Here is a 13595-nt window from a genome sequence, read left to right as displayed (position 1 = left end):
TAGACTTCTCCGGCAAATTCTAAGAACTAATTAAGATATTTTCCAGAAATATGGTGCATCTTATACCCTCTAGAGGTAGAAGATGCATTTATTTTTTATTGCTTTATCAGCTTAATGTTATTTTTGTCTATACTAAATAAATAAGATGATTTTTTAATCAAGCAAAATATTATCAAAGGTAATTAGATGCTGACATCAACTGATTTTACTGGCTTATTCAATGAGCGATTTTTCCGCAACCTGTTACCAAAACCTGCACTCGATGAGTTTAGATTGGGAGTAGGAACACCAGATTTTAAATTATCTGATATTACAAATAATCGTACCTTAAAATTATCTGATTATCGAGGTAAACAGCCCGTCTTGCTGGCCTTTACCCGGATTTTTACGGAAAAACAATATTGCCCTTTTTGCTATCCCCATATTAAAGCCTTAAATGAAAATTATGAAGAGTTTAAGAATCGGGGGATAGAAGTTTTGATGATTACAAGTACCGATAAAAAGCAAAGTCAAATAGTTGTCCAAGACTTAGGCTTAAAAATGCCTTTATTAAGTGACCCTAGTTGTCATACATTTCGGACTTATCAAGTAGGACAAGCTTTAGGAGCGCCTTTGCCAGCACAATTTGTGTTAGATAAAGATGGAAAATTGCTTTATAGGCATTTATTTTCATTTTTAAATCATAATGCGACTTTAGAAAGATTGTTAGAGCAATTCAATTAAGGTAGAGTGCAAAATCGGCATTATGTTTAGGTTTTCTCATGCTCAAACTTTATCATGAACCAATTTCTCCAAACTCACGCCGAGTCTGGATTACTCTCATAGAAAAAGGGTTAGATTTTGAACTGGTAAAAGTAAAACTGAATGGAGAGCAGTTTAAACCAGATTTTTTAGCGATTAGCCCTTTCCACCACATTCCAGCTTTAGTCGATGACGGTTTTACAATGGTGGAGTCTTTGGCAATTCTAGATTATTTAGAAGTGAAATATCCAACTCCGGCAATGTTGCCAAAAGATGCAAAAGATTTAGCAATTGTGCGAATGGTGGAAATGGTAAGTGTCAATGAGCTATTACCGGACATTACTCCACTGATGCCAGTGATGTTAGGCTTGCCTGGAGGAGATCCAGAACAAATTGAGCAAACAAAACAAAAAATTGCTACAGCACTAAACTTGTTCGAGAATCTACTTGATCATCGTCCATACTTTGGTAGTAAGAACTTAACTTTAGCCGAGGCTGTAGCGGGAAGTATAGTAACCTGGTTGCCGAAAGGAGATGTTTCCTTGGATGGCTATCCAAAATTGAGTGCTTGGTGCGATGCCTGCGGCGAGCGAAGCTATCGCTTGATTGCACGTCCATCATGGCAAACTACCCAAGCGACACCAGAGATGATAGAAGGGTTTCGGACGATGTTAATGGCAAAGGTGGTATAGTTTCGGTTTTTGACTTCTACTGAAAAGTCCGGATACAAGACGGCGTAAATACCCATACCTTTGACAAAGGTTTCAAATCACAGATTTTCCCCGACTTTAACAGCCTTCGGGCGAGGCAGAAGGGAAAATTTTTAATTAAGAATAAAGCCTTTTTGCCCCGACCATTTGGGTTGAAGTCCCCCCGCCACAATCTCAGATTTGGCGGTCTTCAATTAGAGATGGGTTTGAATCCCTCCTCTAAGAAAGCCTCCTGCCTCCTTCAATGGTGGGTTTACTTGCGCCGTCTTTACTAAGATAAAAATCTGGGATTGACTGTGTATTAAGTAATTTTACAGAATTAATTGCAAAAATTCGGTGCTAAATTTTTGTCTAAGTAGAAAGGCGCAAAAAAACCGTAGAATGTAAAAAAAGTAAAGTTGCCCAAAAACCTTTTCCCTTCTGCCTTCTGTATTCTGCTTCGTTATAACAACAATTTTTAACCCGACCTACTTAATAAAAAAATTACGTAAATATAGCTATAAATATAAACTGACTTTCTTGTACAAAATTTATCCTATCTCCTACTCAAAATACTTTCACAATTGCAGCCAATAGTCTTCACTTAATCTTTAAGAATATATCCGTATAAGTACAGTATATTTTTATATCAATAAGCATCAAGATAATATCATAGAGCTTCAAGAGAGATTAATCTTTTGCGGCTTGCAAAAGTCAAATCATAGACAAGACAGATAATCCTTGTTTCTATGTCTTTGAAGTCATAAATCCAGCTTATTCATAGCTAGGTTTTCAGAAAAAATCTGTTTCCATCCAGTTGATACTTATTTAGAGGTTACTTGTTTAGAATGCTGCAAAAATTATCCTTGGCTTTACTCGGAACAACTGCTGTAGTCCTGAGCGCAAATCCAGCTAGTGCTGTTAGCATGACAAAAAGCGGTGGTATGTTCTCTAGCTACTCTGATACAAAAACCATCACCTTTGATGATGGCACAGCAAATGACCCAAATGGTTTTGTTACCTACTCCAATATTACTACTAACATTGTTCAAGGCAGTAAGTCTGGTCAATATGCTTCACCTTATGGGGATGATACAAAATTTCTAACAATTGCTCCATCAGGTAGTAATGTTGCAGGCAACAGTGGATTTGTTAATATTAACTTCAAAGAAGCTATTGATTACTTCGGTTTTTATGCAGGCTCATTGGATAATTACAACTTTATTGACATTTACAACGGTGATCAGTTGTTAAAGTCTTTTAGTGGCTCAGATGTGCCAACTGCTGTAGCTGATGGTAGCTGGACTAGCACTCAAGCTAATATGTTTATCAATCTTGTCGGTGACGCAGGCGAAAAATTTGACCGAGTTGTGATGCGTTCAAACGGTATTGCTTTTGAAACAGATAACCACACCTATAGATTAGCTAATAGGAGTGTTCCCGAATCTAACATGATCTTAGGTGTGTTAGCAGTAGGTGCTTGTGGTATGACTTCATTATTCAAACGCTTACAACATAAAGTGACAGTGAAAGGATAGATTTATAGATTTATTCAGTAAGCGTAAAAATTAAATATGAAAAGAGCTGAGAGTCTCAAATCTCAGTTCCCTAATTTATAACTGCTATGTGTGTAACCTGACATAGCAGTTTTTTAGTTTAGCGAAATTGGTTCAGTTAAAAATTGGTTATAATTTAACTTGTGCCAAATGACTGCGGGGATTATAGGTACGGATAGCCCGGATTTTTTCATAATATTCCCTCTCTTGTGGGCTGAGGTCTTTTGGAGGTGCGATCGCAACTTTTACAAGCTGATCACCACGTCCACCTTTAGCCAGAGGCCAGCCTTTACCACGTAAACGTAGGGATTGACCAGAGCGTACTCCTGCCGGCAACTTAACATTTACATTACCATCAGGTGTGGGTACATCAATAGAAGCACCCAAGGTAGCCTCATCCGGTGTAATTAGCACTTCACAAACTAAATTATCACCCTCCAGTTGGAAAAAAGAATGGGGTTGCAATTCCACCTTTAAATACAAATCTCCCCGTTGTTGAGTCATGGGGTTGATTGGACCCTTACCCCGCACCCGCAGACGAGTTCCAGATTTAGCCCCGGAAGGAATGCGAACATCAATTGTTTCATTACCTAAACCGAAGCGTTTTTGGACACCTGCAAAAGCTTCAGCAAAAGTTAAGCTGATCACAGCTTCGGTATCTTGGGTAGCACTAGCACCTGCATCTTGAAAACCAAAATCATTAACACCACCAAAGCCACCACCTGCTCTACTTGTAGAAGTGCGATAAGAGTAACTTTGTTTTCCTGTGCGTGGGCCAGCACCACCAAATAACTCATTGATAAAATCATTAAAGCTGCCGTATTGACTGAAGTCGAAGCCACTCATATCAACACCAGCACCACCTCCAGGGAAGCCTTCACCAGCCTGTTTCCAGTATTGACCATATTGGTCGTACTTTTTACGCTTATCTGGGTCAGATAAAACTTCGTAAGCTTCATTAACTTCTTTAAATTTTGCCTCTGCTTGCTTGTTACCTGGGTTAACATCCGGGTGAAACTTGCGGGCTAGTTTACGAAAAGCTTGTTTAATTTCTTCTGGAGTGGCAGTTTTACTGATTCCTAAAATTGAGTAATAGTCTTTGAAGTCGGTTGCAGCCATCTACCAGCCTCCTGTAAAAATTTAGGTTATGTTTTTTTCTAAGATTTGAGATTTGCAGTTTGCCAGATATATAGGCAAAAGATTCTGATATTAAATTAACAAATAATATTGGAAATCAAGTGTGGTTGTCGCTCACAGTCTCAGCGCAATTCCCGTACTCTCACCATTTTGGAAAGCAAATCAGTCTATCTAGTCCTTCTTCTAAGCTGGGGGGCGCATCCCGGAGTTGACGGTGCATTCGCAAAATAATTTCTTCAGGAACTTGGCGATCGCGTTTTTGATTACGTACTAAACACATCCAGACTGGAGTTCTCACCCATATCCCTGTAATGTGTGTAAAGCCCAAATCACGGGCTAATTCTATGATTTCACGGCGATTTCTCCTTTGGGCGTTGGTGGCATCGAAAATAGTGGGGATACCTACAGTTGTGGCTTGCTGAAATTGCCGTTCTATTTCCCGCCAAATCAACAGCCATGTCCCCTGAATTGCTTGGGAACCAAAGAGTTGCCCCCGGATGGCATCTGTAGAAATTAGCTGCATCTGGGGGCATTGCGTCAGTAATTGTTTTGCCAATGTTGACTTACCGCTACCAGGAAGACCAATCAGCAAGAAGAGTACCAAGTTATGAGTACTAAGTACCGAGTGCAAATTTGGGAGTGTTGAGTGAGAAGTTAGGAGTGAAGAATAATTAGAAGTTTGATCCATAATTCAATTACTCATAACTTATGACTCATAACTCATAACTCAGGACTTTTAGATGATTGTACCGTCAGCAATTACAGCATTTTTGAGAACGACTACAATACCACTCCGGATGAAAAAGCCTTGCTTTTCACGTTCGGCTTCCTGCACATTGTCTTTATTGATAATTTTCACATTGTGACCAATGCGGGCATTTTTATCAATGATGGCTCGACGAATAATGGTGTCTGTTCCAATGCCTACAGGGATATCATCATGTTCTAGGCTACATTGGCGTTCTACAGATGGTTGGTAATAATCTGCACCCATGAGCAGGGATTCTTCAATCACACATCCTGACTCAATCCGCGATCGCACTCCCAACACTGAATGCTGAATCCGGCAATTTTTCAAAATGCAACCTTCGCCAATCATTGATTCTGTGATTTGGCAATTTAGCAGCTTCGAGGGAGGTAAATACCGCGCACGGGTGTAAATTGGAGCTTCTTCATCGTAGAAGCTAAAGGGCGGCATTGGTTGCTGAGTTAGAGCTAAATTGGCATTATAAAATGCTTCAATTGTTCCAATATCTTCCCAATAGTCATCGAAGAGATACGCCTGAACGTTGTGATCCTTTGCCGCATCAGGGATAATTTCTTTGCCAAAATCAGTCCGTTCTAAAGATTCTTTCAATAACTTGATCAAAACATCTTTTTTAAAGACATAAATCCCCATAGAGGCGATATATGGCTGTAATGCGGCTTGTTCTTTTGTCAATCCCAGTACGGTCGTATCGACACGCATTTGGGCTAAATCGTCACCTTTGGGTTTTTCACTAAAGTCAATCACCCTACCCGCATCGTTGATTTTCATCAAACCAAAATCCGAAGCACGGCGATCGTCAATAGGAATCACAGAAAGAGTAATATCCGCATTAGTATCTCTGTGGCGCTGGATAAACTGGCGGTAATCCATGCGATACAGGTGATCACCAGAAAGAATTAGAAATTCTTCTACATCCCAATCCTGTAACATCCAAATGTACTGACGCACTGCATCAGCCGTACCTTGGAACCAGTTAGGATTTTCTGGTGTTTGCTGTGCAGCCAGCACTTCTACAAAACCTTCGCTGAAACCACTAAAATTGTAAGCACGGGCAATGTGACGATTCAGAGAAGCTGAGTTGAATTGTGTCAACACATAGATTTTAAAAATTTCTGAATTGATGCAGTTGCTAACAGGGATATCTATTAAGCGGTACTTACCAGCAACTGGTACTGCTGGTTTAGCACGGAGTTTGGTTAGCGGATAAAGCCGAGTACCCGCACCCCCACCAAGAATGATTGCTAAGACTTTTTTCACAAAATTTCTCCGAACTGCCTTTCAACTCTCATCTACAGTTTAGGACTGTATGTGGCAGCTGATAAGGGGGGATCAAAGAATCTTGCGAAGGAATTTTTGAGAATGCTGTTGGTAATGAATAACGTTGCTGAATCAGGGAGAATATTAGAACATTTGTATTGATAAATGAGGAAAACCTATCAAAATCTCTCTCTCTAGATTTCAGCAGCGATATTTTGCCTGTTATCAACCTAAATAGCTCTAACGCTAAGAATATACATCGGCAATTTGATTCATGTGATGGGGTGATAGTGTGGTGTCTTTTGCTTTTACCCCTATCAATAGGGCTAATTCTAGCCACTTCCAGTAACAGTCAACATCTGTAAAACCAATCTTTCTTAACCAAACCAGTTGTGTTTCCACATCTAAAAGTTTATTTGAGGGGTCGTCGTTTTCTATTTCGATACTGAGTGCTTGTAAAAACTTTTCATGTACCGTGGGTGTTGACGAAGCTACGTGTTCTAAGTTACAGAAAATACCACCTGGTTCAAGACGTTGGAAAATTTCTGCATACAAAGAAAGTTTGCGTTCGTGGATGAGATGATGAATAGCAAAACTAGAAACAATTGCATCAAATAAACCTAAATCTGGTAAAGGTTCATCTAAATTATGGCTGATAACTTGCACTGTTTTATCTTCATAAAATCTATTTTTGACGGCTTCTATCATAGTGGGAGAAAAGTCAATTGCTATGCTGTTCATGTGGGGACGGTCAAGTTTGAGTAATGCTAATAAGCGTCCGTCTCCAGTTCCTAAGTCAAGTATGCGTTTAATATTTTGAGGAACTTGTGCTAACAAAACAGCTTCCCCTTCAGTGCGGTGGGGTATTTTATCTGCTTTTTCTAAATAGCGTAAAGCGTGTTCTGATGATGTCCAAAGATTGATATTATTCATGTTAGTAATTTTGGGAATTTTTCCGCCAACCAAGTAAATACAATAATACCCAAAATATCAGCAGCTAAATCTGTAATATCAGCACTACGATAAGGTACAAAAGATTGTACTATCTCATCAACTATAGAAACTAATAAGACTATGAATGGTGCAAGAGGTAAAGGAATATTAAATATTTTAAACTTACGTTGATTTAATGCTTGATGACCGAGATAAGCTGCAATTCCTAATAAAAGAAAATGCATAATTGTGTCGTAATGGGAGAATATTGCAAGTTCCGTAGGCATGATACGGAGGTAAGCTGAGATAAAAATAGAAAGTAAAATTCCCAAATAAACCCAAAACGCAAAAACCCAACGTTGATGAGTTGTCATTTATATGCTTTTGAATGGTGTTTTGCTGAATACAGAGATATCAGCACACATTCCGCAAATTGCAAACCTGGATATTGGGAATTTTAATCTAGCTGTTAACTAAGCGTGTAAATTGGCTTGTTCTTGTAACCAAGGATCTACGGGTTGTCCATCTTTGCGTTTTAGTTCTATTTCTATGACCATCACTTCTTTAGAACCAGGAGGTGCAGGTTTTTTGTGGAAAATAATCTCGTAGTCTGCTGGGTTGTGTTGGCGTTCTTGCAACCATTCTTGTACTTTGGTGATAGCAAAGAATGATTGCCCTTGTTCAAACATTCTGGTAATTTGTAACTGTAATGTGTACGGATTGATGCGACTCATTTCTATTGACTCCTTTGGTAGCTTGAATTATGATTATTTCACGCAGAGGCGCAGAGGCGGGGAGAGTAAGATTGAGTTGGGAGTTTTTTATTCTTCTGTATTAAAATCAACTTTATCATAAATATCTGCGAGAGTGATTTGGCAGGGAATGGAAGCTAAATTTAAATTTTCATCTGCATCTACAAATTCTGAAAATATCCATTTGTTATTATCAGTTCTAAAATATTGTTCAATGTGCATTGTATATTGATCAATTAAAATATATTCTTGTAATGTGGTAATTGTGCGATAAGCTGCAAATTTTTCATCTCTATCTTTGCTGCTGGTAGATTTGGATAATACTTCTGCAATCATCACAGGATTTACTAAAGTGTCTTTTCTTCCTTCTTCATAAATTAAGGGATTTTTCACAATCATAACATCAGGATAAGTGTGAATTTGTTTGTCAGGAATCCAAAGACGTTGATCTGTAATAAAGACTTGATAAGGTTGCCGTTTGAGAAGATAATTGAGTGTGCCGCTGAAATTAAGGGCAAGTTGGTTATGATTTGGTGTTCCGCCTGTCATTGGTATAATTAATCCATCAATATATTCATGACGTATTTCTGAGTTTACCTCTAATTCTAGGTATTCTTCAGGTGAATAGTAGCGTGTTTCTTGTGCAAGAGTCATGATGTTTTAATCCTCTATTAACTTTACCTAAATAAATGATAAGATTGATGATAATTAATTATCTTCGTAAAGACTTTTTAAATGTGCAGGTAAATCTATTTCCTGGCAATTTTCAACAGGAGTAGTAGGAAGACCACTTAATTCTGACAAATCTCTTATTTTTCTGGTTAATACTTCAATTAAAGTCACATTTTTTCTTAACTCAAATAAATCTTCTTTATCTAGAACTACGATTATTTTTTTAGTTCTGGCATGAAAAACTATCTGGCGAAGTCTACAATCACTAACTGCTCTTTGCCTTGGATTATTTCGTTTAGGAAAGCCTGTTGCTCCATTTAATGTAACAAAAATTCCAAGACCAGCACCTATCAAATTGTGTTCCATTATGCTACATAATCTAGCAAATTGTTTATCTGGTAAAGGATCTTTTGTGGCTTTTGCCTCAATTACTATATTTCTATTTTCCCATTCAAGATATAAAGTTTTAGTCACTCCTTTCCAGTAAATATCATCCCCAGTTACTAATAAATCATATTGAGGTCCTGCGGATTGAAAACTCTTCATGCTTTGTACTCCTTTTAGTCCTTTAAACGATAAAAGTACAATCTGTTCTAGAAGTTTCCCTGCTTCCTGTGTTTGGTTCCGTGTAGGCTTTTTTATTTCTGTAAATGTCTTAAGTTTATCTAAATATTTAGAAAGGTTATTATCTGCTTTATAACAATAAGGAATTAGTTTATTTAATGCTGGATCTCCTGGCTCCAGTAAATCCATAGCATTAGTTATAAATTCCACAAGTTCATCTTGACTTGGCATGATTCAATTAAACAAATTCAATCGGTTGCTGAGATATCGCCATAAGATCAAAAGATAGCTCATCATAACTTTCTACAATACTTTCACAATGCGGACAAGTCCAAGGTAAATCGGGAAACCCTGTTCCATAAGGAATTGCATCTACAGGGAAATCTTGCTCACAATTATGATATATGAGAAGTGTCATTTCACACATTCCTTTAGCTTCAAGGTCTGCTAAGAGTGCCAGAGCTTTAGAGTATTCTATACCCAATCGCACAGCAAGTTGATGCGGCATTGCTGTTGTTGATGCCGTCATAAAATGCTTACTCAGTTCAGCCTTCTGATTTTCAGATAAGAAGTCCAAATGACCCTTGTGGATGAAGCTAGTCATAACTTTAGCCTTAGAATCCAAGTTCTTTTAGCAGAAATTCAAGAACAGAGGTACTACCACCATAGTACCCTGAATAGCACTTGAGGTGTTGAAGAGAATCTTGGGTTGTAGAGTTTGGTTTGAGTCCGAAATAGCAGTATGCTTTGAAAAGATGTTTTAATTTAACCTTTTTTAATCTGTCTGTCTCTACTTCATTCGCCATTAATTCTCTGTCCAGTTCAAATTCATAAGATTTAGTACCCCACTCTTTGATCAAAGTTAACAAAATCGCATCTTCAGCATTGTTCATCTTTTCCGGATCACCGGACAACCCAAGTATATTTAAAACAGAATAAGCTAACTGTTGCGATAGAGCTTGTAATCCCCTAACATCAATTTCTTGAATTCCAGAACTTTGAGCATTTATAGCAAGTCCTGACGCTTCTGCTCGAATCTTTAAGTGTTTCCATTTATAGAGAACACCATTTATTGATTTATTAAGATATTTATCCCACATATCATGCAGAACAAGATTGTGGAGATTAGGATGTGTCCAGTGAGCTTGGCAATGAATAGCTAATTCATCAAAAAATCTATGAATATGATTCCAGAAAGGGAATTGAGTACGTTGTTCTATATGTTCATCTGTAGTTGAACTATAAGTAAATCCGTCCCAGGATAAAGCTACATAATCTTTACCTACCTCAGCAATGACAGACCAGCGAATATAGCGTTCATCGAGTTTACTAGCAGTTCCAGTTCCTCGCCGAACATTATCGACAATTCTATAAATTCGGATATACCATTTCTTCTTGGGTTGACTTGCTTCCTCAATTGGTCCATACCAACCATCTTTGCCAAATTCAGTTAACAGCAATTTAGCAGAATTTAGATTTTGAGTAATAGTAGATGAACCTAATTTTAAACTCAACCATGTTTTTGACTGTTTTACGTATGGAAGTAAAATATCTTCTGGAGTAAGTTTACCTTTTTCTAGGGCATTAGCTATATGTCCAGCTACTTCGTTCTTTTTAAGCCGACTTGTTCCTGATGAAATAAGCTGGAGAGTTTCAACTGTAAACTCACTACTAGACAGAAATTTCTCACAAAACTCTCTACCTGGGGCATACCCATTATCAACAAAAGCGTTAATACTCATAAAATATTGGTCAGGATGTTGCACCGATGCCCTTGAAAGGATGTTAAAAAAATAGCATACCAAAAAAGTATATACGCTTCAGTGATTTCTGGTAGGGCAGGCAAGATGCCTACCCCACAAAATGCTAACTTAAAGATGTTTGCAATTCAGTTTTCGCAGTTTCCAAAGCTTGCGGTAACTTACTTGCGTCTCTTCCCCCAGCTTGGGCTAAATTGGGTTTTCCACCACCACCACCACCGCAAATCTTAGCTATATTCCCGACAAATTTTCCAGCTTGTATACCTTTCTTATTCACTTCGGGGCTGAAAGCTGCAACTATACTCACTTTCCCGGCTTCGGGAACTGAACCTAAAACCACCGCACCGTTACCGATTTTTTGCAATAATCTTTCCGCAGCAGCTTTTAATGATTCTGCGTCCACGTCTTCCATTTGGGCGATAATTATCTTATGTTCACCTACGCTTTCCGCAGTCTGTAATAAGCTGTCAGATTTGACTATGGCTATCTGTGCTTTCAGGCTTTCGATTTGTTTTTCGCTGTTGCGGAGTTCGGTTTGTAGAGTTGTGATTCTGTCGGGTATCTCTTCTGGTTTGACTTTAAAGCGATCGCTCAAATCTTTAACCACTTTATCACGCACGTTCAAATAATCCAATATCGCTGCACCAGAAACCGCTTCTATTCTTCTTACCCCAGAAGCTACTCCCGCTTCCGAAATAATCTTGAAAACGCCAATTTCCGCAGTATTGCTAACGTGGGTTCCCCCGCACAGTTCCATTGACACACCAGGGAAATCAATCACGCGCACATCATCACCGTACTTTTCCCCAAACATGGCAACTGCACCTTTAGCTTTTGCTTCCGCTATAGGCAGTACTTCTATTTTAGCAGTATGAGCTTCCGAAATCCAAGTATTTACTAATTCTTCAATTTGTTGAACTTCCTCAGCAGTTAAAGCGCGGGGACAGTTAAAATCAAACCGCAATCTATCAAAAGAAACTAAAGAACCAGCTTGAGAAATTCCTTCATCAACAACTTTCTTTAATGCAGCTTGTAATAAATGAGTTGCTGTATGATTAGCTTGAGCGCGACGACGACAAGCGGTGTCAATTTGTGCGGTGACATGATCACCAATTCTAATTGTACCTCTTTCAATGCGTCCGAAATGAATAAAGAAATCAGATTCTTTTTTCACATCTTCTATTCTGATTAAAACACCGTCACCGGAAATATATCCCTTATCTCCGATTTGTCCACCCGATTCAGCGTAAAAAGGAGTTTTATCTAAAACAATTTGTACTTCTGTTCCTGCTTCTGCTGCTTCCTCGGAAACACCTGAAACTAACAAAACTTCGATTTTTGCTGTTGTTGCTGTTGCGGTATAACCGATAAAATCTGTCGAGTGGATATGTTCTGCAAGTTTATCTAAAGAACCTTGCACAGTTAAATCAATAGTTTCGTGTGCAGATTTTGCCCGTTCTACCTGTTTTTGCATTTCTGCATTGAAACCTTCAACGTCAACAGTCAGATTATTTTCTTCTGCAACTTCTTGGGTTAATTCTAATGGAAAACCGTAGGTATCATAGAGAGTAAAAGCACTTTCACCAGTAATAGATTTTTGTCCTTGCTGTTTTACGGTTGAGATAATTTCAGATAACAGCTTTTCTCCTCTATCTAAAGTTTTCAAGAAATTGACTTCTTCCCGTTGCAATTCCGCTTTAATCGCAGCTTCTCTTTTTCGCAAATTGGGGTAAACTGATTCAGAAAGAGAAATTGCTGTTTCTGCAACTTGGTTAATAAATTCTCCAGAAATACCAATTAATCTCCCATGTCTAACTACGCGACGAATCAAACGCCGTAAAACATAACCTCTACCAACATTAGAAGCACGAATTTCATCAGCGATCATGTGAACAACAGAACGGACATGATCACCAATTACTTTTAAAGAAATCTTGGTATTTTCATCACTTTGATGATAATCAATCTTGGCAATTTTTGCCGCAGTTTCGAGAATCGGGAAAATCAAATCTGTTTCATAATTATTTGGCACTTTTTGGAGGATTTGCGCCATTCTTTCCAAACCCATTCCTGTGTCAATATTCTGATTTTGCAGCGGCGTTAAATTTCCCGAAGCATCCCGATTATATTGCATGAATACCAAGTTATAAAACTCGATAAATCGGGTATCATCTTCTAAATCAATGTTATCATCACCTAATTCTGGGTGAAAATCGTAATAAATTTCCGAACAAGGGCCACAGGGTCCAGTGGGGCCAGATACCCAAAAGTTATCATCTGCACCCATGCGCTTGATGCGTTTTTCGGTGACACCAATATTATCGCGCCAAATTGCAAAAGCTTCGTCATCTTCCTCAAACACACTGACAACGAGATTTTGAGGAGAAATCCCAAAAACTTGAGTTGATATTTCCCAACCCCATGCGATCGCTTGTGCTTTAAAATAATCACCAAAGCTAAAATTTCCCAACATCTCAAAAAATGTATGATGGCGCTTTGTCCGTCCCACATTTTCGATATCATTGGTACGTATACATTTCTGAGAAGTCGTAGCGCGTTTAAATTCCGGTGTCCGCTGTCCCAGAAATATCGGTTTAAACGGTAACATCCCCGCAATAGTCAGCAGCACAGTAGGATCTTCTGGAACCAGGGAAGCACTCGGAAGCGCTTGGTGTCCCCGTTGGGTGTAGAAGTCAAGGAATAAAGCGCGAATATCGTTACCGCTAAGATACTGGGGAGTTGAAGACATGAGTAATTACAAAAAT

The 13595-nt window shown here is 38.5% G+C and carries 14 protein-coding genes; 3 read left to right on the top strand and 11 right to left on the bottom strand.

Features of this window, described 5'->3' with window-relative positions:
* The first annotated feature begins 186 nt into the window (after positions 1-186).
* From ACSQ6I_RS17355 to ACSQ6I_RS17345, 3 genes are all read left to right on the top strand, one after another.
* A complete protein-coding gene (locus ACSQ6I_RS17355; protein WP_438891545.1) occupies positions 187-723 on the top strand; it encodes a peroxiredoxin family protein in 537 nt (178 codons plus the stop codon).
* Between the two features lie 38 nt (positions 724-761).
* Complete coding sequence (locus ACSQ6I_RS17350; protein ID WP_438891543.1) at positions 762-1433, top strand: glutathione S-transferase family protein; 672 nt, start codon at positions 762-764, stop codon at positions 1431-1433.
* Between the two features lie 845 nt (positions 1434-2278).
* The gene (locus ACSQ6I_RS17345) at positions 2279-2968 is read left to right on the top strand and encodes an Npun_F0296 family exosortase-dependent surface protein (protein ID WP_438891542.1); all 690 of its coding nucleotides are present in this window, start codon (positions 2279-2281) and stop codon (positions 2966-2968) included.
* Between the two features lie 147 nt (positions 2969-3115).
* Here ACSQ6I_RS17345 and ACSQ6I_RS17340 read toward each other — a convergent pair whose 3' ends face one another.
* From ACSQ6I_RS17340 to alaS, 11 genes are all read right to left on the bottom strand, one after another.
* Positions 3116-4105 carry a DnaJ C-terminal domain-containing protein gene (locus tag ACSQ6I_RS17340; RefSeq protein ID WP_438891541.1) on the bottom strand — a complete coding sequence of 330 codons (990 nt, stop codon included), beginning with the start codon at positions 4103-4105 and terminating at the stop codon, positions 3116-3118.
* Between the two features lie 160 nt (positions 4106-4265).
* Positions 4266-4811 carry an AAA family ATPase gene (locus tag ACSQ6I_RS17335; RefSeq protein WP_438891539.1) on the bottom strand — a complete coding sequence of 182 codons (546 nt, stop codon included), beginning with the start codon at positions 4809-4811 and terminating at the stop codon, positions 4266-4268.
* A gap of 48 nt (positions 4812-4859) precedes the next feature.
* Entirely contained in the window at positions 4860-6149 is a 1290-nt protein-coding gene (locus ACSQ6I_RS17330) for a glucose-1-phosphate adenylyltransferase (protein WP_438891538.1), read from the bottom strand.
* Positions 6150-6395: 246 nt separating this feature from the next.
* Positions 6396-7082: a class I SAM-dependent methyltransferase gene (locus ACSQ6I_RS17325; RefSeq protein WP_438891537.1), complete on the bottom strand. Its 687-nt coding sequence runs from the start codon at positions 7080-7082 to the stop codon at positions 6396-6398.
* Positions 7079-7456: a VanZ family protein gene (locus ACSQ6I_RS17320; protein ID WP_438891536.1), complete on the bottom strand. Its 378-nt coding sequence runs from the start codon at positions 7454-7456 to the stop codon at positions 7079-7081. The genes ACSQ6I_RS17325 and ACSQ6I_RS17320 overlap by 4 nt, the downstream gene beginning before the upstream one ends.
* Before the next feature lie 99 nt (positions 7457-7555).
* Positions 7556-7816, bottom strand: a complete 261-nt coding sequence (locus tag ACSQ6I_RS17315; RefSeq protein WP_015215350.1) for a hypothetical protein — start codon at positions 7814-7816, stop codon at positions 7556-7558.
* Positions 7817-7903: 87 nt separating this feature from the next.
* Entirely contained in the window at positions 7904-8488 is a 585-nt protein-coding gene (locus ACSQ6I_RS17310; protein WP_438891535.1) for a Uma2 family endonuclease, read from the bottom strand.
* Between the two features lie 54 nt (positions 8489-8542).
* Positions 8543-9301: a hypothetical protein gene (locus ACSQ6I_RS17305; RefSeq protein ID WP_438891534.1), complete on the bottom strand. Its 759-nt coding sequence runs from the start codon at positions 9299-9301 to the stop codon at positions 8543-8545.
* A gap of 7 nt (positions 9302-9308) precedes the next feature.
* Entirely contained in the window at positions 9309-9599 is a 291-nt protein-coding gene (locus tag ACSQ6I_RS17300; RefSeq protein WP_438891533.1) for a hypothetical protein, read from the bottom strand.
* An 85-nt stretch (positions 9600-9684) separates the two neighbouring features.
* Positions 9685-10812: a hypothetical protein gene (locus ACSQ6I_RS17295; RefSeq protein WP_438891532.1), complete on the bottom strand. Its 1128-nt coding sequence runs from the start codon at positions 10810-10812 to the stop codon at positions 9685-9687.
* A gap of 124 nt (positions 10813-10936) precedes the next feature.
* Positions 10937-13579, bottom strand: a complete 2643-nt coding sequence (gene alaS / locus ACSQ6I_RS17290; protein WP_438891531.1) for an alanine--tRNA ligase — start codon at positions 13577-13579, stop codon at positions 10937-10939.
* Positions 13580-13595 lie beyond the last annotated feature (16 nt).

Source organism: Anabaena sp. WFMT, from assembly GCF_051781005.1.
In the GTDB taxonomy this organism is placed as follows: Bacteria; Cyanobacteriota; Cyanobacteriia; order Cyanobacteriales; family Nostocaceae; genus Anabaena.
This window is presented reverse-complemented; position numbering and strand designations above follow the sequence as displayed.

Bases quoted from the DNA above. Each gene is read 5' to 3' on its own strand.
- ACSQ6I_RS17355 (WP_438891545.1), top strand. From the start codon at position 187: ATGCTGACATCAACTGATTTTACTGGCTTATTCAATGAGCGATTTTTC.
- ACSQ6I_RS17350 (WP_438891543.1), top strand. From the start codon at position 762: ATGCTCAAACTTTATCATGAACCAATTTCTCCAAACTCACGCCGAGTC.
- ACSQ6I_RS17345 (WP_438891542.1), top strand. From the start codon at position 2,279: ATGCTGCAAAAATTATCCTTGGCTTTACTCGGAACAACTGCTGTAGTC.
- ACSQ6I_RS17340 (WP_438891541.1), bottom strand. From the start codon at position 4,105: ATGGCTGCAACCGACTTCAAAGACTATTACTCAATTTTAGGAATCAGT.
- ACSQ6I_RS17335 (WP_438891539.1), bottom strand. From the start codon at position 4,811: ATGGATCAAACTTCTAATTATTCTTCACTCCTAACTTCTCACTCAACA.
- ACSQ6I_RS17325 (WP_438891537.1), bottom strand. From the start codon at position 7,082: ATGAATAATATCAATCTTTGGACATCATCAGAACACGCTTTACGCTAT.
- ACSQ6I_RS17320 (WP_438891536.1), bottom strand. From the start codon at position 7,456: ATGACAACTCATCAACGTTGGGTTTTTGCGTTTTGGGTTTATTTGGGA.
- ACSQ6I_RS17315 (WP_015215350.1), bottom strand. From the start codon at position 7,816: ATGAGTCGCATCAATCCGTACACATTACAGTTACAAATTACCAGAATG.
- ACSQ6I_RS17310 (WP_438891535.1), bottom strand. From the start codon at position 8,488: ATGACTCTTGCACAAGAAACACGCTACTATTCACCTGAAGAATACCTA.
- ACSQ6I_RS17305 (WP_438891534.1), bottom strand. From the start codon at position 9,301: ATGCCAAGTCAAGATGAACTTGTGGAATTTATAACTAATGCTATGGAT.
- ACSQ6I_RS17300 (WP_438891533.1), bottom strand. From the start codon at position 9,599: ATGACGGCATCAACAACAGCAATGCCGCATCAACTTGCTGTGCGATTG.
- ACSQ6I_RS17295 (WP_438891532.1), bottom strand. From the start codon at position 10,812: ATGAGTATTAACGCTTTTGTTGATAATGGGTATGCCCCAGGTAGAGAG.
- alaS (WP_438891531.1), bottom strand. From the start codon at position 13,579: ATGTCTTCAACTCCCCAGTATCTTAGCGGTAACGATATTCGCGCTTTA.